This window comes from Exilibacterium tricleocarpae (assembly GCF_007004655.1).
GTDB lineage: Bacteria > Pseudomonadota > Gammaproteobacteria > Pseudomonadales > Cellvibrionaceae > Exilibacterium > Exilibacterium tricleocarpae.
In genome coordinates this window covers 40238-60688 of the sequence record NZ_ML660096.1, presented here as the reverse complement: position 1 = coordinate 60688, position 20451 = coordinate 40238, and the positions used below count along the sequence as shown (strand labels likewise).

19 protein-coding genes and 1 other RNA gene are annotated in these 20451 nt (G+C 59.1%); 11 read left to right on the top strand and 9 right to left on the bottom strand.

Going from position 1 to position 20451, the window contains the following annotated elements; all coding sequences use genetic code 11:
• Nucleotides 1-32: 32 nt before the first annotated feature.
• From FKG94_RS16085 to FKG94_RS16060, 6 genes are all read right to left on the bottom strand, one after another.
• Nucleotides 33-221 carry a helix-turn-helix domain-containing protein gene (locus tag FKG94_RS16085; protein ID WP_218943551.1) on the bottom strand — a complete coding sequence of 63 codons (189 nt, stop codon included), beginning with the start codon at nucleotides 219-221 and terminating at the stop codon, nucleotides 33-35.
• 237 nt (nucleotides 222-458) lie between these two features.
• Nucleotides 459-815: a transfer-messenger RNA gene (ssrA, locus tag FKG94_RS16080) on the bottom strand.
• A gap of 86 nt (nucleotides 816-901) precedes the next feature.
• Complete coding sequence (gene nrtS, locus FKG94_RS16075) at nucleotides 902-1090, bottom strand: nitrate/nitrite transporter NrtS (protein WP_142905351.1); 189 nt, start codon at nucleotides 1088-1090, stop codon at nucleotides 902-904.
• Nucleotides 1091-1120: 30 nt separating this feature from the next.
• Nucleotides 1121-2473 (bottom strand): sodium-dependent transporter, encoded by a 1353-nt coding sequence (locus FKG94_RS16070; RefSeq protein WP_142905350.1) that lies wholly within the window; start codon nucleotides 2471-2473, stop codon nucleotides 1121-1123.
• Between the two features lie 361 nt (nucleotides 2474-2834).
• Nucleotides 2835-3317 (bottom strand): SsrA-binding protein SmpB, encoded by a 483-nt coding sequence (gene smpB / locus FKG94_RS16065; RefSeq protein WP_142905349.1) that lies wholly within the window; start codon nucleotides 3315-3317, stop codon nucleotides 2835-2837.
• Between the two features lie 19 nt (nucleotides 3318-3336).
• Nucleotides 3337-4767: a sodium-dependent transporter gene (locus FKG94_RS16060; RefSeq protein WP_142905348.1), complete on the bottom strand. Its 1431-nt coding sequence runs from the start codon at nucleotides 4765-4767 to the stop codon at nucleotides 3337-3339.
• Between the two features lie 605 nt (nucleotides 4768-5372).
• Here FKG94_RS16060 and FKG94_RS16055 point away from each other — a divergent pair.
• Both FKG94_RS16055 and FKG94_RS16050 read left to right on the top strand, forming a co-directional pair.
• On the top strand, nucleotides 5373-5807 hold the full coding sequence (locus tag FKG94_RS16055) for a type II toxin-antitoxin system RatA family toxin (protein ID WP_246125203.1): 435 nt from the start codon (nucleotides 5373-5375) through the stop codon (nucleotides 5805-5807).
• A gap of 44 nt (nucleotides 5808-5851) precedes the next feature.
• On the top strand, nucleotides 5852-6184 hold the full coding sequence (locus FKG94_RS16050) for an RnfH family protein (RefSeq protein ID WP_142905347.1): 333 nt from the start codon (nucleotides 5852-5854) through the stop codon (nucleotides 6182-6184).
• Here FKG94_RS16050 and FKG94_RS16045 read toward each other — a convergent pair.
• Nucleotides 6181-6570 carry an outer membrane protein assembly factor BamE gene (locus tag FKG94_RS16045; RefSeq protein ID WP_142905346.1) on the bottom strand — a complete coding sequence of 130 codons (390 nt, stop codon included), beginning with the start codon at nucleotides 6568-6570 and terminating at the stop codon, nucleotides 6181-6183. The two genes, FKG94_RS16050 and FKG94_RS16045, sit on opposite strands and share 4 nt — an antisense overlap.
• Nucleotides 6571-6754: 184 nt before the next feature.
• Between FKG94_RS16045 and fur the strand changes: the two genes are divergently transcribed.
• Both fur and FKG94_RS16035 read left to right on the top strand, forming a co-directional pair.
• On the top strand, nucleotides 6755-7162 hold the full coding sequence (fur, locus tag FKG94_RS16040; protein ID WP_142905345.1) for a ferric iron uptake transcriptional regulator: 408 nt from the start codon (nucleotides 6755-6757) through the stop codon (nucleotides 7160-7162).
• A 42-nt stretch (nucleotides 7163-7204) separates the two neighbouring features.
• Nucleotides 7205-7777 carry a hypothetical protein gene (locus tag FKG94_RS16035; RefSeq protein WP_142905344.1) on the top strand — a complete coding sequence of 191 codons (573 nt, stop codon included), beginning with the start codon at nucleotides 7205-7207 and terminating at the stop codon, nucleotides 7775-7777.
• Here the strand turns inward: FKG94_RS16035 and recN are convergent.
• Complete coding sequence (recN, locus tag FKG94_RS16030) at nucleotides 7774-9435, bottom strand: DNA repair protein RecN (protein WP_142905343.1); 1662 nt, start codon at nucleotides 9433-9435, stop codon at nucleotides 7774-7776. The two genes, FKG94_RS16035 and recN, sit on opposite strands and share 4 nt — an antisense overlap.
• Nucleotides 9436-9712: 277 nt before the next feature.
• On the opposite strand from recN, the gene grpE reads away from it, so the two are divergent.
• From grpE to dapB, 4 genes are all read left to right on the top strand, one after another.
• On the top strand, nucleotides 9713-10315 hold the full coding sequence (grpE, locus tag FKG94_RS16025; protein ID WP_142905342.1) for a nucleotide exchange factor GrpE: 603 nt from the start codon (nucleotides 9713-9715) through the stop codon (nucleotides 10313-10315).
• Nucleotides 10316-10585: 270 nt separating this feature from the next.
• Nucleotides 10586-12526 carry a molecular chaperone DnaK gene (dnaK, locus tag FKG94_RS16020; protein WP_142905341.1) on the top strand — a complete coding sequence of 647 codons (1941 nt, stop codon included), beginning with the start codon at nucleotides 10586-10588 and terminating at the stop codon, nucleotides 12524-12526.
• Between the two features lie 147 nt (nucleotides 12527-12673).
• Complete coding sequence (gene dnaJ / locus FKG94_RS16015; RefSeq protein ID WP_142905340.1) at nucleotides 12674-13798, top strand: molecular chaperone DnaJ; 1125 nt, start codon at nucleotides 12674-12676, stop codon at nucleotides 13796-13798.
• A 41-nt stretch (nucleotides 13799-13839) separates the two neighbouring features.
• Nucleotides 13840-14649, top strand: coding sequence for a 4-hydroxy-tetrahydrodipicolinate reductase (gene dapB, locus FKG94_RS16010; RefSeq protein ID WP_142905339.1), 810 nt, complete (start codon nucleotides 13840-13842; stop codon nucleotides 14647-14649).
• 560 nt (nucleotides 14650-15209) lie between these two features.
• On the opposite strand, the gene FKG94_RS16005 is transcribed toward dapB, so the two are convergent.
• Nucleotides 15210-15470 carry a hypothetical protein gene (locus tag FKG94_RS16005; RefSeq protein WP_142905338.1) on the bottom strand — a complete coding sequence of 87 codons (261 nt, stop codon included), beginning with the start codon at nucleotides 15468-15470 and terminating at the stop codon, nucleotides 15210-15212.
• A gap of 18 nt (nucleotides 15471-15488) precedes the next feature.
• Here FKG94_RS16005 and carA point away from each other — a divergent pair, with 18 nt between their 5' ends.
• The 3 genes from carA to greA are packed head-to-tail and all read left to right on the top strand — an operon-like array spanning nucleotide 15489 to nucleotide 20384.
• Nucleotides 15489-16661: a glutamine-hydrolyzing carbamoyl-phosphate synthase small subunit gene (gene carA / locus FKG94_RS16000; RefSeq protein WP_142905337.1), complete on the top strand. Its 1173-nt coding sequence runs from the start codon at nucleotides 15489-15491 to the stop codon at nucleotides 16659-16661.
• Nucleotides 16662-16668: 7 nt separating this feature from the next.
• A complete protein-coding gene (gene carB / locus FKG94_RS15995) occupies nucleotides 16669-19911 on the top strand; it encodes a carbamoyl-phosphate synthase large subunit (protein ID WP_142905336.1) in 3243 nt (1080 codons plus the stop codon).
• Nucleotides 19908-20384: a transcription elongation factor GreA gene (gene greA / locus FKG94_RS15990; protein WP_142905335.1), complete on the top strand. Its 477-nt coding sequence runs from the start codon at nucleotides 19908-19910 to the stop codon at nucleotides 20382-20384. Before carB ends, greA begins: the two co-directional genes overlap by 4 nt.
• The last annotated feature ends 67 nt before the right edge of the window (nucleotides 20385-20451 follow it).

Sequence of the window (20451 nt, the reverse complement as noted above, 5' to 3'; positions counted from 1 at the left end):
GATAGTGCCAAAGCAACCTGGGTATTTTTTGTCTATCCATCCAGCCGTCCCTGCCGTTTTTGCTTTAGGTAAAACTGCTCGAACTGCTTTTGAGCCAGCCTTGAGGGTGTGGTTTTGCCATTTTCCCAGCGGTTGACTGTGGCGAAGCTGACGCCTAATGCTTTTGCCAGATCCTCTTGGGAGAGGCTTAGTCGAGCGCGCAGGGTTTTAACTCTTTCCACAAAGTTGTCAGGTTTTGAGGCCACGTCTATGCCTATATGGGGTAGTAGACTTTCTGTATATTTTTATGATGTGGAATATAACATCTGTTATGACATGTGTGAACGTTTTCCGGGTAATTACCCAGGTATATAGTGTGCCGGAAAGCGCGTGAAATACTGATTGATTGGCAGTGATATGTACAACTGCTGTGGGCCAGGCACAAAAAAACCAACAGAGAACTGTTGGTCTTTTCAAGTTGGTGGAGGCGGGGGGAGTTGAACCCCCGTCCGTCAGCACTCCGCCCGCGGCTCTACATGCTTAGATTCCGTCAATTGATTTAGCCCTTAACAGCCCGACGGGCAGGACGTTAAGCGCGATCCCGAATCAGTGTTTAACAGCGCCACCTCGGGCGGGCTTTGCTGCGAGCTTGTTCTGTCTGACAGTCACGTTCCGTTTACAAGCATCCGTTGGTGACTGTTAGCGGGGTTTAGGCCGCTAAAGCGTAGTTGTCGTCGTTGGCAACTAGTAAGTTACAGCTTTGGATTAACGTGATTGGCTGTCATCACGACATGCACCTTGGGTTTTGTCACCGGCGTCGAATCCAAATCGCCCCCGTAGAGTGTTACCTGTTATACGCCTGATCAGACCGCTAAAACCGGCCCGCGTTGCAAGCGACCGGCAATTATAAACCAATTTGATATCAAAAGGTTAGCGCAATTAATGGGTTCTGATGGCGCAGTGCCTTGTCAGCCGAATACAGAGACACTGCAAAGGGCACCACGTAGGTGAGCAGCCTGATCCAGTCGCCGCTGCCCATGGTGCCGGCTACAAGCCTGTCGCCGTAGTTAATCGCCGCCAACAGGGTGCCCACCAGAGCGGCGACTCTCAGGGCACCGGTATAGAGACAGTACTGTTGCGTTTAGCCACTGACACTGTGAAAGAATGTGATCAGAATCAAAATGGGGCAAAACACCCTTACATAGGCCGGCCATATCTTCCAGAACAGCCCCTTTTCCACCTGCGGACTGCCCTCGCGCAACTCCGCCAGCAGCTTGTCGCGGTGCAGCACCCAGCCGGCAAACAGGCAAAATGCCACCCCCAGCAGCGGCTCGCTGTACTTGGTGGTCAGGTCGATCACAAACACGAACAGAGCCGGAAAATTGAAGATCAGCAGGCTGCTGATGGCAAAGATGATACTGCCGATCAGGTAGGTGGCGCGGGGGCGGCTCATGCCGGTCTGCTCCACCGCCGTCGACACCGGCACCTCCAGCATGGAGATGGAGGAGGTCACCGCGGCAATGGTCATCAAGGCGAAAAAGGCGAAAGCCACCAGCAGGCCGATAGCGCCCATGGACTCAAACAGCGTCGGCAGCACCTGGAAGATCAGGTCCGGCCCGGCAATCAGTTCACCGGTCTCGGTAAATATCTTGGTGCCGTAGTGCTTGGCGACGTAAATCGACGGGATGATCAGCAGGCCGGCGATAAAGGCAATGCTGGTGTCAACCAGGGTGACAATCACGCCGATGCCCGGCAGGTTCTCCTGTTTGCTCAGGTAGGAGCCGTAAACCAGCATGGTGCCCACCCCGAGCGACAGGGAGAAAAATGCCTGACCGAGGGCATCGATAATCAGTCCCGGTTCGGTGACGCGGCTCCAGTCCGGCACCAGATAAACGGTCAACCCCTCCATGGCGCCCGGGCGCGTGAGCACATAGATAATCAACAACACCAGAATGGCCAGCAGCATGGGCATCAGGCGGGTGGACCAGCGCTCAATGCCGTTCTCGATGCCGCGGGCGATAATCCACATATTGACCAGGGCGAACAGGCCGCCGGCAAGCAGGTTGCGACTGACGGAGTTGGTGGTCAGCCATTCACTGGCGGCGCTCATGCCGAGGACGTCGGCGATGGGGTCGAACCAGTGCGCCAGCATCCAGCCGGCAACGACGGTATAGAAGCTCAAAATCAAGCTGGCGATGATGACGCCGTAGTAGCCCACACCCGTGCCTATCCAGTGGGTGAGCCGGTTGCGACTGATGCTGCCCAGTGCCGTCACCACGTTGGCGCGGGCGTGACGGCCGATAATTAACTCCGCCATCAGCGCGGGGTAGGCGAGTAAAAAAGCGAGTACAAAGTAAACTACGACGAAGGCAGCGCCGCCGTTGCTGGCGGTCTGGGTCGGAAAGCCCCAGATATTCCCAAGCCCCACGGCAGAGCCCGCAGCGGCGAGAATAAAGCCCAACTTTGATGAAAACTGTCCCCTCGGTGCACTCATACCCATCGCCTTGTTGTCGTCTTTATGTCAGTTCTACTGCTTTGATCAGAAAATATTTTCACGTCAGTTGCACGGCGGTCTCGATCCGGGCATAGCCCTTCGGGACCTTCGCCAGCAGGGATGCCGGCGTAGAGCCTACAGGGGTGGAGCGGGAATCAGCGAAGCACTGCTTCGCCCCGCGCAACGCCCGAAATCTATGATTTCGGGCCGGGCCCGCTTGCGGGGATCCACGTGTGTCCCGAAGGGCTGTGCCCGGGTCAGCTAAGGACACCAACACCTGTTTTTGGTGAAAATCTTTATTTGTCGAAGCACTAGGTCGTTTTGTTATTGGCACATTTCATAAGGTTTTTGACGGCACACTTCAGCGGTGCGTATGGGACATCACCCGCTGCTTCTCCCGGTTCCAGTCCCGTTCCTTTTCTGTCTGCCGTTTGTCGTGCAGTTGCTTGCCTTTGCCGAGCGCGATCTGGCATTTCACCAGGTGTTGCTTCCAATAGAGCGCCGTGGCCACCACGGTGTAGCCTTTTTGTTCGGTGGCCTGGCGCAGTTTGGCGATTTCCTTGCGCTTCAACAACAGCTTGCGCGTGCGCGTCGGATCGGTAACAAAATGCGTAGAGGCCGACGACAGCGGCTGAATCTGTGCGCCGAGCAGCCAGGCTTCGTCGTCTTTGAACAGCACATAGCTGTCGGTCAACTGCCCTTTGCCGGCGCGCAGGCTCTTCACCTCCCAGCCCTGCAGGGAGACACCGGCCTCAAGCTTCTCCAGTAACTGGTAGTCGAAGCGGGCCTTCTTGTTTTGCGCAATGGTATTGTCTGGCGCGGACTTTTTCGATTTCTTGGCCATGGCGGCGGATTATAGAACTCTAAGCAAATAAAGCCAGCAAACTGGTGCCGAAGTACTTGGCCATCACCGTGTTGATAAAGACCAGCAACAGCAGCAAAGGCACGAAGGTGCGCAGCGAGAAGTTCACATAGCGCTCGAACCAGGTGCCTTTAAAGCTGCTGTCGCCGGCCTCCAGCTCGCGATCGAACTTGATACGCTGCCAGCGGAAGGCCACCAGCATACAGATAATAAAACCGTTCAACGGCAAAATGGTTTCGTAGAAAATATCGATCACCAGTTCGAAAAACGACTTGGTGCTGCCGCCGTAGCTGATAAAACTGGTGAGAAAGTCCACCCGCCCGAACGACAGCGCGCAGGCCAGGGCAAACAACAGCATGGTAACGCCGAGCACCAGCAGCGACTTCTTGCGCGAGTAGCCCAGTTCGTCCATGGTGCCGGACACCGGCACTTCGATAATCGACACCAGTGAGGTGAGGGCGGCGAAAAATACCAGCAAAAAGAATATCCCGGCCACTAAGCTGGCGCCAAAGTAACCTACAGTCACCTGCATGGCGAGAAAGATCTTCGGCAGGAACGTAAAGATCAACGAGATCGAGGAGCTCGACAGCTCTTCGGTGTCGACATCCGGATTGAACGAGAAAATGGCCGGCAGAATCAGCAGGCCGGCGGCAAAGGCCACGCTGGTGTCGGTGATGGCCACCATTCTGGCAGAGCTGGGAATGGCATTGGCTTTGTCCATATAGGAGCCGTAGGTGATCAGGATACCCATCCCCAGCGACAGCGAGAAAAACGCCTGTCCCATGGCGCTGTTGACCACTTCGGGGGTGATTTTACTGATGTCCGGTACCAGGTAATACCTGACCCCCGCCAGGGCGTTGTCCTGAAACAGGATAAAGACCACCAGGCCCAGCAGCATCAGAAACAACGCCGGCATCATCACTTTGGCACCGCGCTCGATCCCCTCCCGCACGCCGCTGACCAGAATCAGGCCCACCAGGCCGGTAACCGCCGCCAGGTACAGAAACACATTGTTGCCGTTGATAAATTCGCCGAAGTGATCGCTGTCTGCGAGTTTATCCAGATCGCCGCTGACTATCCCCCCCAGATAGCCGAGTATCCAGATGGTGATCACGGCGTAGAATACGGCGATCATATAGGGCGTAATCAGCGCCAGCCAGCCGCCGATATGCCAGAGCTTTTGCTGCGGCACAAAGTGCCGGTAGGCGCCGAGGGGATTTTTGCGGCTCTGCCGGCCGGCGGCAATTTCCGCCATCATTACCGGCAGGCATACCATAAAGACGAAGACCGCATAGAGGATCAGGAAGGCCGCGCCGCCGTTCTTGGCGGCGTTTACCGGAAACCCGACCAGGTTGCCGATACCGACCGCGGAGCCCGCCGCGGCGAGAATAAATCCAAGCCGTGAACCAAATTGTTCTCTGTTATTTTCCATGCTTTTCTCAGTTGTTGTTGCTTTCATCGCCGTTTGCGCCCCCCGCCCTCGGCTCCCTAACTAATCGCATTGGTACCGGGCAAAAACCCGCAAGGTTGCAGTCTGTGACGAATAAGTCCCGCAAGAACGCCGGCTGCGGCCTTTGTTCAGGGGCAATCCGCCTTGCAGTCAGGGTCTCTGTATCCTTGCCACCGAACCCAAAATATCAGGCAAATCAAGGGTATAGTGAATAGGGATCGATGTCCTTGCCGATTTTTGTCGTGATACTACCAAGTTTCCCAAAGCCTGTCTGTTAACCCCTGGGTTGGCTGTCCGCCGTACCCGATGGTCCCCACGGCCAGATAAATGGCCGAAATGCCGGGGTGCGCGGGTGGCAGGCTCTCGATTCTGTTGCCGCTATACCCGTTTGACTGCCAGGGTTTCTATCGAGGGTTTACCGGTGTTGCTGTCGTTCAAGTTGGTTTCTGGGTCCAAAGTCTCTACAATCTGCGCCTCGCGGCGCCGGGGCGGCCCGGTATTTCCGCTACACTCTTTCTGCTATAGCGATTTCCAGTACAACTATTTCAGTAGAACTGTTTTCAGTACAAAAAGGTAACGACCCGCTTGTGACCCGTATCAGCCGCAGTGCCCTTGTCAGCCATTCCGCCCGGCGCATGTTCGATTTGGTCAACGATATCCCAAGCTATCCGCAGTTTATGGACGGCTGCGTGGGCGCCGAGGTGTTGCAACACGGGGAGGGTTTTGTCGAGGCGCGCTTAGACCTGAGTCGGGGCGGGCTGCAGCAGAGCTTTGTTACCCGCAATCAGTTGCAGGCGCCGCAGCGGGTTTCCATGCAACTGGTAGAGGGGCCTTTCAAGCGTTTTCAGGGCGACTGGACTTTTACACCGCTGCGTGACAATGCCTGCAAGGTCAGCCTGGATTTAGAGTTTGAATTTCGCAACAAGCTGGTGGCGCTGGCTGCCAATCGCTGGTTCGAGCAGGTAGCCAACCAAATGGTGGACGCCCTGTGCCGTCGTGCCGACGTCGTGTATCGGGACTGATTGGCAGGCGTGATGAGTGACAGGAAAACCATTGGGAGAAAGCGATGTCTGATATCGAGATGATAGCGGTTGAGGTGGCCTACGCCCTGCCGGACAAACAGAAGATCATTGCCCTGCTGGTGGAGCCGGGTACTACGGCCTATCAGGCGGCGCAGCGCTCCGGTATCGTCAAGGAGTTTCCCGATCTCGACCTGGAGTCGGCCAAGATGGGCATCTTCGGTCAGGCGCTGGGAACCAAGGGCCTGAAACCGGCCCGCGAGCACGCGTTGCAGGAGGGCGACCGGGTGGAAATCTACCGCCCGCTCAGCGCCGATCCGAAAGAAGTGCGACGCCGCCGCGCCGAGAAAGCCAAGGCCAGGCAGCGCGATGAAACCTAGGGCGCTTGTCGATTGCCGGCGGTCTGGTCGCGGGTGGCGGGGCTGGGACGATAGTCGCCGCTAAAATGCGTGAGCTTGTCGTCCTTGAAATGCATGGTCACCATTTCCCGGGTGACATTGCCGTCGGGGTCCTGGAAGCTGAAATAGTAATCCCAGCGATCCCGGTGGAAGGTGTCGGCCACCAGCGGGGTGCCCATGATAAAGCGTACCTGGCGCTTGGTCATGCCGGGTTTCAACTGGTCGATCATCTCCTGGGTGATGATGTTGCCCTGTTGGACATCAATCTTGTAAACCCCCGGAAACTGGAAGTAGGAGCAGCCCGCGGTGCCCAGTAAAACCGGGGTAACCAGAAACAGACCAGCCAGCAGGCGAAAGGCTTTTTGCATAACAGGGGTTCCACTACGTTATTTGAACGGGGATAATACCCGACTTTAAACCGCGCTGAGAAGACCCGTTAGAATAGCACACGGGCACCTGAATCCCGAATACGGCCAGGGCCCGCCAGTCAGCCAGGCGTTTGGAATCGAACGCTCAACAAAACAGCTTCCCATAGCGAACCTCGGAGGAACAATGGCCATAGAGAATCAGGAGTTGCGTAAAGCCGGGTTGAAGGTCACCTTGCCCAGGGTAAAAATCTTGCAGATTCTGGAGAACTCCGAGCAGCATCACCTCAGCGCCGAAGACGTTTACAAGGCGCTTATGGAAGCCGGTGAAGACGTCGGGCTGGCTACCGTCTACCGGGTGCTGACGCAGTTTGAAACCGCCGGCCTGGTGGTGCGTCACAATTTCGACGGCGGTCACTCGGTATTTGAAATTGAACGGGGTGATCATCACGACCACATGGTTTGTGTGGAAACCGGCAAAGTGATCGAGTTCCACAACGAAGAAATAGAGAGGCTGCAGGACACCATTGCCGAGGAGCATGGTTTTGAGATCACCGGTCACAGTCTCGTATTGTACGTGCGACCAAAAAAGTAGATTGCCGGATAAAAAGTAGACCTATAAGAGATATAACTTCCTATGAGCGATAACCAGGCGGGGACTGCGCCGCAAGAACCGGCGGCCGGGGCGGAGCCCAAATACAATATCAATCTGGTGCAAGTGGCCGACCTCGGTTGTGGCGTGTTAAACCAGATGTTTCTCAAGCAGCCGAAAGACAAAGCCAAGCTGGCGTTCAAAAACCTTAAAAACGGTAAGTCGATTAAACTCGGTACCCTGAATTTGCAGCGCAAAAAAAAGGACACCGAAGAGGTCGTTGGACAAATCGATGTCGCCGTCAGCCTGAAGCTGGATCGCAGGGAGTTTCGCGGGCCGGTGAACTTTCCCAGTTTTCAGGCCGCGGTGCAGGCGCTGCTGCTGCGCCTGACCGAACACCTGCGGGCGAAAAAAGACCTAAACCTACTTACTGACCCACACGGCGCGGCGCTGATTCATGTGCCCGGGGTTATTAAGATAGACGACAACTACAATGTGCTGGTAATGGTCGTACAGCCGGAGGGGCATAACGCCATCGCCATCAACCTGATGTTTATCGACCCGGATCAGTACGAGCAACTGCGGGATAAGAATAAGGATGCGGTGGCCGAGAGCTAATCCGCCGACATCATCTCGCGCGCATGGGCGCGGGACTGCTCCGTAATCGCCGCGCCTCCCAGCATCCGGGCAATTTCCGCAACCTTGTCTTCGCCGGACAGTTGCACCAGCGTCGATTGGGCTTTTTTGCGTGTGGACTGTTTACTGACCAACAGGTGCTGGTGGGCTTTGCTTGCCACCTGGGCCAAATGGGTGACACAGATTACCTGCCCCTGTTCCCCCAGGGTGCGCAACAGACGTCCCACCACATCAGCGGTGGCGCCGCCTATCCCCACATCCACCTCGTCGAATACCAGCGTGGGGGTGGTGGAGGTCTTGGCGGTCACCACCTGAATTGCCAGGCTGATGCGCGACAGCTCACCGCCTGAAGCCACCTTGGCCAGCGGCCGCGGCGGCTGGCCCGGGTTGGTGCTGATCAGGAACTCAATCGCCTCCAGCCCGTGCGGCCCGGCCTTGTCGGCCAGCGGTTGCAGATCGATCTCCAGGCTGGCGGTGGCCATGGCCAAATCCTTGAGCTGGGCGTTGATGGTCCGGCCCAGGCGCCGGGCGGTTTTCTGTCGCAGCGACGAGAGCTTTTCGGCCTGGTGGCGGTAGGTCTGTTCGCAGGCCCGGCTTTTTGCCTCCAGCGCATCCAGCTCGGCATCCTCGCCCGAGAGCGTCTGTAACTCGCCCTGCAGTTGCCGCAGCAGCTCGCCCAACTGCTCCGGGCGCACCCGGTGCTTGCGGGCAATATCGTAGACGGCGCTAAGTCGTGTCTCCACTTCCGCCAGCCGTGCCGGATCGGCGTTAAAGCTGCCGATATGATGTTCGATCTCCCGGTGTGCCTCCTCGACCTGGATCAGGGCGCTGCCGATCAACTGCTCGGCATTGGCCAGCGCCGCAGTGCGTTCCGGCAATTGCTGCAACTGGTGCAGGGCGCGGTTGAGGCCGTCCTGCAGGCACTGGTCCTCGTGGCTGCACAGGTGTGCCACCTGTTGGCTGGTCTGTAAGATAACCTCAGCGTTGGCCAGAGTTTTCTGTTCGGTTTCCAATGCCTCCAGGTCGCCGTCTTCCAGCTCCAGCAGCGTCAACTCCTCGACCTGGTATCGCAGCAGTTGATAGCGTGCGCTCACTTCTTCGGCGTTATCGCGCAGGCCGGTATAGCGTTGCCAGGTGTCCTGCCACTCCCGGTGTGCCTGGCGGACTTCCCGGGCCAGGTCGGTGTGGTTGCCAAACTCATCCAGCAGGCGCCGATGGGTGTCTTTTTTCAGCAGCGACTGGTGTTCGTGCTGGCTGTGGATATCGATCAGCATTTCGCCCAGAACGCGCAACTGTTGGGCGGTGGCGGGTTGTCCGTTGATATAGGCGCGCGAGCGGCCTTCGGCGGTGATGACCCGGCGCAGCAGACAGTCGTCGCCGTTGTCCAGATCGTGTTGCGCCAACCACTGCTGCGCCCGGCGCACTCGGCTGACGTCGAAATTGGCATGAATATCGGCTCGTTCCGCGCCGGTCCGCACCTGATCTGGGGCGGCGCGATCACCCAGGGCCAGCCCCAGGGCGTCCAGCATAATCGACTTGCCGGCACCGGTTTCACCGGTCAGTACGGTCATGCCGGCGGCAATTTCCCTATCGAGGGTGTCGACGAGGGTGAAGTTGTTGACGCTCAGGTGGGTTAGCACGGCCCGGGGCTCCTTTCGCGAGAAGTTAGCGGCTGGCCGTTGACAGCCTGCGGCCGCTCGCAGTGATCATAGGCTTGTCAGCTTGTCAGCTTGTCAGCTTGTCAGCTTGTCAGCTTGTCAGCTTGTCAGCCAAAACCTATGGTTGTTTATACAGTATTTTTACGGGTTCAGCCAGCCCTTGAATGTCCCCGGACCGCCCCCATATTAACGCCACAGCGCCGCTGCCGGCGCTGTGCGTAAACCAGAACAGGTAACCAGATTGAGACGGGAGACAGGTGTGGGGAACGAACAGAACCAGCAGCCGGAAGACACCGGCCAGGTGGTGGTAGAGGAGCAACCGGTAGCCGACACTGACGTCGAAGCGGCAACTGATGCGGCTGCGGACAGCGCCGACACTGAGATAGACCTGGCGCAGGCCCTGGCACAGATCGAGTCGTTGCAGGACCAGGCCACCGCGGCCGGCGAGCAGGTGCTGCGGGCCCAGGCCGAGGCGCAAAACGCTCGCCGTCGCGCCGAACAGGACGTCGAACGGGCGCACAAGTACGCCCTCGAGAAGTTTGTCGGCGATCTGCTGCCGGTGGTGGATAACCTGGAGCGGGCCATCGCCGCCATCGATGCCACCAACGACGACTTCAAAGCCGTCGGCGAAGGGGTGGAACTCACGCTGAAATCCCTGGTGGATGCACTCAAGCGCCACAGTGTAGAAGTGGTCGATCCCGAGGGCGAACCCTTCGACCCGCAGTTACACCAGGCGATGACGATGGTAGAGAACCCGGACGTGGAGCCCAACACCATTATCGACGTGTTCCAGAAGGGTTACACCCTCAACCAGCGACTGGTCAGGCCCGCCATGGTAGTGGTGTCCAAGGCGCCGGCATAAAGACCATATTTTTGCCGGTGAGATTGCGGCGGCGGGGTTGAAATCGCGTTGATAGCGCCAATATAGCTGGTAGAACGACAGCGGTACAACGCAAATGTGTATTTACCGGCGCCGCGAGACTCTGCAAGCACAATGTTCGGCGCCGATAGCGGTCGAGACCGCCGGCGGCCCGCGGCAGGCGGGCTGTGACAGACTGCCCCCAGACCTGACAACAGGACCGGGCTGAGCTATTGAACTGTACTAAGATTACGTTTATCGGAGATAACCAAGATGGGTAAAATTATCGGTATCGACCTGGGGACCACCAACTCCTGTGTCTCGGTATTGGAGGGCGGCAAGCCCAAAGTGGTGGAAAATGCGGAAGGTGATCGCACCACCCCGTCTATTGTCGCATTTACCGATGACGGCGAAGTTCTGGTCGGCCAGAGCGCCAAGCGCCAGGCCGTGACCAACCCCCACAATACGCTGTTTGCCGTCAAACGTCTGATCGGCCGCAAGTTTCAGGACGACGTGGTGCAGAAAGACATATCGATGGTGCCCTACAAGATAGTCGCCGCCGATAACGGCGATGCCTGGGTGGAAGCCAAGGGCGAGAAAAAAGCGCCGCCGCAGATTTCTGCCGAAGTGCTTAAAAAGATGAAAAAGACCGCTGAGGATTATCTGGGTGAAACCATCACCGAGGCGGTGATCACCGTGCCGGCCTATTTTAACGATTCCCAGCGTCAGGCGACCAAAGACGCCGGCAAGATCGCCGGTCTCGATGTCAAACGCATCATCAACGAGCCGACCGCCGCAGCCCTCGCCTATGGTATGGACAAGGCCAAAGGCGATCACACCATTGCGGTCTACGACCTCGGTGGTGGTACTTTCGATATCTCAATCATCGAAATTGCCGATGTAGACGGCGAGCACCAGTTCGAGGTGCTGTCCACCAACGGCGATACCTTTCTCGGTGGTGAGGACTTCGACCTGCGACTGATCGAGTACCTGGCCGACGAATTCAAGAAGGAAAACGGTATCGACCTGCACAATGATCCGCTGGCCTTGCAGCGCCTCAAAGAGGCGGCGGAAAAGGCCAAGATCGAGCTGTCTTCGAGCCAGCAGACCGAGGTAAATCTGCCCTATATCACCGCCGACCAGACCGGCCCCAAGCACCTGGTAGTGAAAATGACCCGCGCCAAGCTGGAGTCGCTGGTGGAGGACCTGGTGGTCAACTCGCTGGGCCCGGTCAAGACGGCCATTACCGATGCGAGCCTGTCAGTGGGTGATATCGACGATGTCATTCTGGTCGGCGGCCAGACCCGGATGCCGATGGTGCAGGAAAAAGTGGCGGAGTTCTTCGGCAAAGAGCCGCGCAAAGACGTCAACCCGGACGAAGCCGTGGCCATGGGTGCCGCCATCCAGGCCGCCGTACTGGCCGGCGACGTCAAGGACGTGCTGTTGCTGGATGTGACCCCGCTGACCCTCGGTATCGAGACTATGGGTGGCGTGGCCACACCGCTGATCGAGAAGAACACCACGATCCCGACCAAGAAGTCCCAGATTTTCTCCACCGCCGAGGACAATCAAACGGCGGTCACCATTCACGTGGTGCAGGGCGAGCGCAAGCAGGCGGGTCAGAACAAGTCCCTCGGGCGTTTTGACCTGGCCGATATTCCGCCGGCCCAGCGGGGCTTGCCGCAGATCGAGGTCACCTTCGATATCGATGCCAACGGTATTTTGAATGTGGGCGCTAAAGACAAGGCCACCGGCAAGGAGCAATCCATCGTCATCAAGGCGTCCTCCGGTCTCAACGATGAAGAGATCGAAAAGATGGTGCAGGACGCCGAGGCCAATGCCGAAGCGGACCGCAAGTTCGAAGCGCTGGTCGGTGCCCGCAACACCCTTGAAGGCCTGATTCACGCCACTCGCAAGACCCTCGAGGAGGCCGGCGACAAGGCCTCCGATGAGGAGAAGACGGCTATCGAGACGGCCATCAAGGAAGCCGAAGAGGTGGTTGGCGGCGACGACCAGGGCAAGATAGAAGCGGCGACCACCAAACTGACCGAGGCCTCCAGCGCCCTGGCCCAGAAGCTCTATGCCGAACAGGCCCAGCAGGCCCAGCAAGGTGCCGCCGGCGCTCAGGATGCCGGGGGCGAACAGACCCAGGCCGGTCCCGCTGATGAAGGTGTGGTGGATGCCGAGTTTGAAGAAGTAAAAGAAGATAAATAACCGGCGTTGAATTGCCGGTTAGTTACCGGTCAAGGGGCGGCCATAAAGCGGCTGACCTCGACCGGTAAACGCAGTGATTTGGAGGCGCGGGCTGAGTCCCGCGTTTGTCGTCTGTAAAGAATCTTTGTTTTCTAGAAGTCAAACCCCATGTCAAAACGTGATTATTATGAAGTGCTGGGCGTTAGCCAAGACGTCTCGGAAAAAGACCTGAAAAAGGCCTATCGCCGGGTGGCGATGAAGCACCACCCGGACCGCAATCCCGACGACAAAGCTTCGGAAGAAAAATTCAAAGAAGCCAGCGAGGCATATGAGGTTCTTTCCGACAGCCAGAAGCGCGCCGCTTACGACCAGTACGGCCACGCCGGCGTCGACCCCGGTCAAGGCGGTATGGGCGCCGGTGGGTTTGGCAGTTTCAGCGATATTTTCGGCGATGTATTCGGCGATATCTTCGGCGGCGGTGGTCGCGGCGGGCGCGGTGGTCCCAGTCGCGGCGCCGACCTGCGTTACACCCTCGACCTGAGTCTGGAAGAGGCGGTGCGCGGCACCTCGGTCAAGATTCGCGTGCCGACGCTGGTGAGTTGCGGCACCTGTAAGGGCTCCGGCGCCAAGCCCGGTACCCAGCCCACCCAGTGCACCACCTGTGGCGGTGTCGGCCAGGTGCGGATGCAACAGGGCTTTTTCTCGGTGCAGCAAACCTGTCCCAACTGCCGCGGCAAGGGCTCCATGGTCAGTGATCCCTGTCGCGATTGTCACGGCCAGGGCCGTATTGAGGAAACCAAAACCCTGTCGGTAAAAGTGCCGCCCGGGGTGGATACCGGCGATCGTATCCGCCTGTCCGGCGAGGGCGAGGCGGGCGCCGACGGGGGTCCGGCCGGCGATCTCTACGTGCAGGTTTCGGTGCGGGACCACGAAATATTCCAGCGCGACGGCAGGAATCTCTACTGCGAAGTGCCGATCAGCATTGTCGATGCGGCACTGGGCGGGGAGTTGGAAGTACCCACCCTCGACGGCCGGGTAAAGTTGAAAGTGCCCTCTGAGACCCAGACCGGCAAATTGTTCCGCCTGCGCGGCAAGGGCGTGGCGCCGGTACGCGGCGGCAGTGCCGGCGATCTGTTGTGCCGGGTGGTGTTGGAGACCCCGGTCAACCTGACCGGCAAACAAAAAGAGTTGCTGCGCGAATTCCAGGCCTCGATGAAGGGCGATAAAAATTCGCCGCGCCAGAGCAGTTGGTTCGAGGGGATGAAGAACTTTTTTGGGGATATGAAAATCTAGCCCGGACAGGGTGATCCTGCGCACCATTCTTTGGGGGATAAATGACCGTAAAAATTGCTGTTACCGGTGCTGCCGGGCGCATGGGCAAAACCCTGATCGAAGCCGTGGGCCTGGCCGATGGCGTAGAGCTGACGGCCGCGCTCGAGCGGCCACAGAGTTCCCTGATCGGCGCCGACGCCGGCGAGTTGGCGGGCCTGGGTCGCATCGGGGTTGAAGTTGCGGCGGACCTCAACGCGGTGATCGATCGCTTTGACGTGCTGATCGACTTTACGGCACCGGCCGCAACCCTGGCCAATGCGGCTGCCTGCGCGGCGGCGGCGCGGGGTATGGTGATCGGCACCACCGGCTTCGATGCGACACAAAAGGCCGAACTGCTGGCGTATCAATCGCAAACCGCCATCTGCCTGGCGGCCAATTTCAGCACCGGGGTCAACGTCAGTCTCAAATTGCTGGAGCTGGCGGCTCGTGCCATGGGTGACGATGTGGATATTGAAATCTATGAAGCCCACCATCGCCACAAAGTGGATGCACCCTCCGGCACCGCGCTGGCCATGGGCGAGGCGGTGGCCGCCGCGGTGGGGCGCGATCTCGACGCGGTGGCGCTCTACGGTCGCGAAGGGCAGACCGGCGCTCGCGACCGCGACACTATCGGCTTTGCCACCGTACGTGGCGGCGATGTAGTGGGGGATCACACCGTTATGTTTATGGCCGACGGCGAGCGCCTCGAAATCACCCACAAAGCGTCCAGTCGCATGTCCTTCGCCCGCGGTGCCGTGCGCGCGGCCCGCTGGATCGCCGCTCGCGATGCCGGCCTCTTCGATATGCAGGACGTTTTGTCTTTGCGCGGCTAGTGTTCTGACCAGTAAATTTCTTCACACAAAACCGGTTTTGGTGCTCGCAATCAGCCCGGATCGAGACCTGGGTGCCACCGACGTGAAAGTATTTTCTGGTCAAAGCACCAGTGTTAACCGCTCGATCATATCCCAGGCCGCTGTTCGTCCTCGAACCTTAACGTTCGCTAAACCTCAATTGGGGTTGCTGCAGGCCGGCGGGTTTGGCACCAGCCGGCATGCCGGCCGCGGACCTGAGCGAGCGGTCGCCGGCTGGCGCGGGAGGCGCGCATTTTTACCGCCCCGGGGCTGGCACCTGGAGGGCTTTTCCACTAAAATGCCGCGTTAGATTGAGTTTGGCCAGAACCGCTGCAACCGCTTAGCTAATGCCGTTTGAAGCTGTTGGATTTGGCGCTACCGGGAAATCAGCGCTATGCAGGATGGCTGGTAAAAAGACGTCGTAGATAAAGAAGTCTTACATAAAGAAGTCGTGAATAATATGAAGAGCGAGATGAGGCGGGCATGTTTCATCTCGCTTTTTTGCAGGTCACTACTTTATCGGGCGTTCTTCAAATAAGCGGTTACTTTGCAGGTGTTGCCCTGGCGTGCCAGGGTGTAATCCAGGGTGTGACTTGCAGGTAGTCCGGGGACAAGCGGCGGTCAGGACACTTCCTAAACACCGGTTTGGATACCGCGCCCACCCGCGCGGCGGTCGCTCTCGGACTGCTGAATCTGGCTGCTACCGGGCCTGTCAACGACGCCCGGGGCTCGATCACAGCGCCTGTCACAGCGCTTGCCTGCAGCAGTGCCGCCAGGCTGTCCAGGCTGTATAAGTCACGCAACGCGACGAGGAGTCCGATTTGACTACTGGGGTATCCGCCACCGTTTTTCCAACCCATCGACCTGCCCTCCTGGTGCTTGCCGACGGCAGCGTCTTTCAGGGTACCGCCATCGGGGCGGACGGTATCACCACCGGCGAGGTGGTATTCAATACGGCCATGACCGGCTACCAGGAAATCCTCACCGATCCGTCCTATGCCCGCCAGATCGTCACCCTGACTTACCCCCATATCGGCAACACCGGCGTCAATACCGAGGACGAGGAGTGTGACGCCATCTGGGCCGCCGGTCTGGTGATCCGCGACCTGCCGCTGTTGGCGAGCAACTTCCGCAGCGAGCAGGCGCTGGACGATTACCTGCGCCAGCGCCGGATTCTCAGTATCGCCGATATCGATACCCGCCGCCTGACGCGTATTCTGCGCGACCGCGGCGCCCAGAGCGGTTGCATCATGGCCGGCGACCTGGACGAGGCTGCGGCCCTGGCCGCCGCCAGGGACTTTGCCGGACTGCAGGGCATGGACCTGGCCAAGGTGGTCAGCACCGCCGAATCCTATACCTGGGAGCAGGGTGTGTGGCAGTTGGGCCGCGGTCACAGGGCCGCCGGTCGCGGGCGCTTTAAGGTCGTGGCCTACGACTTTGGCATCAAACGCAATATTCTGCGGATGCTGGCCGAGCGCGGCTGTGACCTGACCGTGGTACCGGCAACGACCCCGGCCGCAGACGTGACGGCGCTCAACCCCGACGGTGTCTTTCTATCCAATGGCCCCGGTGATCCGGAACCCTGCGACTACGCGATCACAGCCATCGGCGAACTGCTCGAAACCGGCGTGCCCCTGTTCGGCATCTGCCTCGGGCACCAGTTGCTGGCGCTGGCCAGTGGCGCGCGCACGGTGAAAATGAAATTCGGTCATCACGGCGCCAATCACCCGGTGCAGGATATCGCCGCCGGCACCGTCATGATCACCAGCCAGAACCACGGTTTTGCCGTCGATGAGGACAGTCTGCCGGCCTGCCTGGAGGCCACCCACAAGTCGCTGTTCGACGGCTCGCTGCAGGGTATCAGGCGCACCGACAGGCCCGCCTTCAGCTTCCAGGGGCACCCCGAGGCGAGCCCCGGGCCCCACGATATGGCGCCCCTGTTTCACCAATTTATCGCATTGATGGAAAGCCACTTACAACAAAGGTCGCAGTAAACCCGACATGCCGAAACGAACCGATATTCAAAGCATTCTGATTCTGGGCGCCGGTCCCATCGTGATTGGCCAGGCCTGCGAATTTGACTACTCAGGCGCCCAGGCGTGCAAGGCGCTGCGCGAGGAGGGCTACCGCGTCATTCTGGTGAACTCCAACCCGGCCACTATTATGACCGACCCGGCCATGGCCGATGCCACCTATATCGAGCCGATCGAATGGCAGACGGTGGAAAAAATTATTGAAAAGGAACAGCCCGATGCGATTCTGCCCACCATGGGTGGACAGACCGCGCTCAACTGTGCGCTGGCGCTGCACGAGCACGGGGTGTTGGCACAGCACGGCGTCGAACTGATCGGCGCCAACCAGGAGGCTATCCACAAAGCGGAGGATCGCGACGCCTTTGACCGGGCGATGAAAAAAATCGGCCTCGAGTGTGCCCGCGCGGAAATCGTTCACTCGCTGGACGAGGCGCTGGAAGTCCCAAAAAAATTCGGCTTCCCGGTGATTATCCGGCCGTCGTTTACCATGGGCGGTTCCGGTGGCGGTATCGCCTACAACTGGGAGGAGTTCGAGGAGATTTGCCTGCGCGGCCTCGATCTGTCGCCCACCAAAGAACTGCTGATCGACGAGTCTCTGCTCGGTTGGAAAGAATACGAAATGGAAGTGGTGCGGGACAAAAACGACAACTGCATCATCGTCTGCGCAATCGAGAACTTCGATCCCATGGGGGTGCACACCGGCGATTCCATTACCGTGGCGCCGGCCCAGACCCTCACCGACAAGGAGTACCAGATCATGCGCAACGCCTCGGTGGCGGTGCTGCGCGAGATCGGCGTGGAGACCGGCGGTTCCAATGTCCAGTTTGCGGTGGAACCCGACACCGGGCGGTTAGTGGTGATCGAAATGAACCCGCGGGTGTCGCGCTCCTCGGCTCTGGCCTCCAAGGCCACGGGTTTTCCGATCGCCAAGGTCGCCGCCAAACTCGCGGTGGGCTACACCCTGGACGAACTGCAAAATGAGATTACCGGCGGCGCCACGCCGGCGTCGTTCGAGCCCGCCATCGACTATGTCGTGACCAAGGTGCCCCGCTTTACGTTTGAGAAATTCGGCGACGCCGATGCGCGTCTGACCACCCAGATGAAGTCCGTTGGCGAGGTCATGGCGATCGGTCGCACTTTCCAGGAATCGATCCAGAAAGCCCTGCGCGGTTTGGAAGTGGGATCGGCGGGCTTCGAGCCGCGGGTGAACCTGGCGGCGGACGACGCCATGATCAGTATCCGCCGCGACCTGTCGACCCCGGGCGCCGAGCGCATCTGGTTTGTGGCCGATGCCTTTCGCGCCGGTATGAGTGTCGATGACGTTTTTGAAGCCTCGGCCATCGATCGCTGGTTTCTGGTACAGATAAAAGAGCTGGTCGATATCGAAGCGGGCCTGGCGAGTATGCCGCTGTCGTCTATCGACGCGGTGTTGATGCGGCGGCTGAAACGCAAGGGCTTTTCCGATCGCCGGCTCGGTGACCTGCTGGGGGTGAGCGAAAAAACCGTGCGCCATCACCGCCAGAAACTCGAGGTGCGGCCGGTTTACAAACGGGTGGATACCTGTGCGGCGGAGTTTGCCACCGCCACGGCCTATATGTATTCGTGCTATGAAGAGGAGTGCGAGGCCAACCCCACCGGGCGCGACAAGATTATGGTACTCGGCGGCGGCCCGAACCGTATCGGGCAGGGCATCGAATTCGATTACTGCTGTGTGCACGCCGCGCTGGCCATGCGCGAAGACGGCTTCGAAACCATTATGGTCAACTGCAACCCGGAAACGGTATCCACCGACTACGACACCTCCGATCGGCTGTTTTTCGAGCCGGTGACCCTGGAAGACGTCCTCGAAATCGTTCACAAGGAGCAACCCAAAGGGGTGATCGTGCAGTTTGGCGGCCAGACGCCGCTAAAACTGGCCCGTGCCCTGGAGGCCGAGGGCGTACCGATTATCGGTACTACCCCCGAGGCGATCGACCGCGCCGAGGATCGCGAGCGTTTTCAGCAGATGCTCAACCGCCTCGAACTCAAGCAGCCTGCCAATGCCGTGGTGCGCTCCACCGAAGAGGCGGTACTGCGCGCCGATGAAGTGGGTTACCCGCTGGTGGTGCGACCCTCTTACGTGCTCGGCGGCCGGGCCATGGAAATTGTCTACAAAGAGGAAGAGCTGCGCACTTATATGCGCGAGGCGGTGCAGGTCTCTGACGACGCCCCGGTGCTGCTGGACCACTTTCTCAATAATGCCATCGAGGTTGACATCGATGCGGTGTCTGACGGTGACAGGGTCGTGATCGGCGCCATCATGCAGCATATCGAACAGTGCGGCGTGCACTCCGGTGACTCCGCCTGTTCCCTGCCGCCCTATTCGCTGCCGGAGTCGGTGCAGGACGAGATGCGCCTGCAGGTGAAAAAAATGGCGCGGGAACTGGGTGTGGTCGGTTTGATGAATACCCAGCTGGCCTATCAGGACGGAGAGATTTACGTCATCGAGGTCAACCCCCGCGCCTCGCGCACCGTGCCTTTCGTCTCCAAGTGTATCGGTACCTCGCTGGCCAAAGTGGCGGCTCGCTGTCAGGCCGGGCGCAGCCTGGCCGAGCAGGGTTTTACGGCCGAAGTCGTGCCGGATTACTACAGCGTCAAAGAGGCGGTGTTTCCGTTTAACAAATTCCCGGCCGTAGACCCCATCCTGGGCCCCGAGATGAAGTCGACCGGCGAAGTTATGGGGGTGGGCGATACCTTTGCCGAGGCCTATGCCAAGTCGCAACTGGGCGCCAACGACGAAATTCCCGCCAGCGGCACCGCTTTTATCAGCGTGCGTGACTTCGACAAGGACGGGATTGTGACGGTAGGCAAAGAACTGGCCGACCTGGGCTTTAAAATAGTGGCAACTCAGGGGACTGCGGCGGTACTCACCGGCGCCGGCCTGGAGGTGCGGGCGGTCAACAAAGTGCAGGAAGGCCGGCCCCATATCGTCGATATGATCAAAAACGACGAGATCGATTTGATTATCAATACCACGGAGGGTAAACAGGCCATACGGGACTCCGCGTCCATTCGTCGCAGTGCCGAAAGCCACCGTGTCTACTACACCACCACCCTGGCCGCCGCCCGCGCAATCTGTGTGGCTGTGCGGTTCGGGCAGCACAAGCGGGTGCGCCGCTTACAGGAGCTGCACGGCCGGCTGCGGGACCTACAAGGGAGAGCGAACACGTGAATAAATTTCCAATGACAGTGGCGGGCGCGGAAAAGCTGCGCGAGGAACTGGAACACCTGAAGAAAGTCGAACGCCCCCGCATCGTGCAGGCGATCGCCGAGGCGCGCGAACACGGCGACTTGAAAGAAAATGCCGAGTACCATGCCGCGCGCGAGCAGCAGGGTTTTTGTGAAGGCCGGATTCAGGATATTGAGGGCAAACTGTCTCACGCCCAGATTATCGACATCTCCCGAATCCCCGCCAGCGAGAAGGTCATATTTGGGGCCACCGTCGATATCGTCAATGTCGAGACGGACGCAACCGTGACCTACCAGATCGTCGGTGACGACGAGGCTGATGTGAAGTCCAATAAAATATCCGTCAACTCCCCGATTGCCCGCGCCCTGATTGGTAAGATGGTGGGTGATGCCGTGGTGGTGAAAACGCCCGGCGGCGAGGTGGAATACGAAATTGACGCCGTGAAGCACATCTAAGGCGCTGGTTTTCGGTCTCGAATTTCAAAGGGGGCCTCTTCGAGGACTGCTTTCCCGCGCTACATCC

Coding starts and splice junctions, on each gene's coding strand:
- dapB (WP_142905339.1), top strand. CDS start 13,840: ATGACCGTAAAAATTGCTGTTACCGGTGCTGCCGGGCGCATGGGCAAA.
- carB (WP_142905336.1), top strand. CDS start 16,669: ATGCCGAAACGAACCGATATTCAAAGCATTCTGATTCTGGGCGCCGGT.
- dnaJ (WP_142905340.1), top strand. CDS start 12,674: ATGTCAAAACGTGATTATTATGAAGTGCTGGGCGTTAGCCAAGACGTC.
- FKG94_RS16035 (WP_142905344.1), top strand. CDS start 7,205: ATGAGCGATAACCAGGCGGGGACTGCGCCGCAAGAACCGGCGGCCGGG.
- FKG94_RS16050 (WP_142905347.1), top strand. CDS start 5,852: ATGTCTGATATCGAGATGATAGCGGTTGAGGTGGCCTACGCCCTGCCG.
- dnaK (WP_142905341.1), top strand. CDS start 10,586: ATGGGTAAAATTATCGGTATCGACCTGGGGACCACCAACTCCTGTGTC.
- FKG94_RS16070 (WP_142905350.1), bottom strand. CDS start 2,473: ATGAGTGCACCGAGGGGACAGTTTTCATCAAAGTTGGGCTTTATTCTC.
- fur (WP_142905345.1), top strand. CDS start 6,755: ATGGCCATAGAGAATCAGGAGTTGCGTAAAGCCGGGTTGAAGGTCACC.
- FKG94_RS16045 (WP_142905346.1), bottom strand. CDS start 6,570: ATGCAAAAAGCCTTTCGCCTGCTGGCTGGTCTGTTTCTGGTTACCCCG.
- FKG94_RS16060 (WP_142905348.1), bottom strand. CDS start 4,767: ATGGAAAATAACAGAGAACAATTTGGTTCACGGCTTGGATTTATTCTC.
- smpB (WP_142905349.1), bottom strand. CDS start 3,317: ATGGCCAAGAAATCGAAAAAGTCCGCGCCAGACAATACCATTGCGCAA.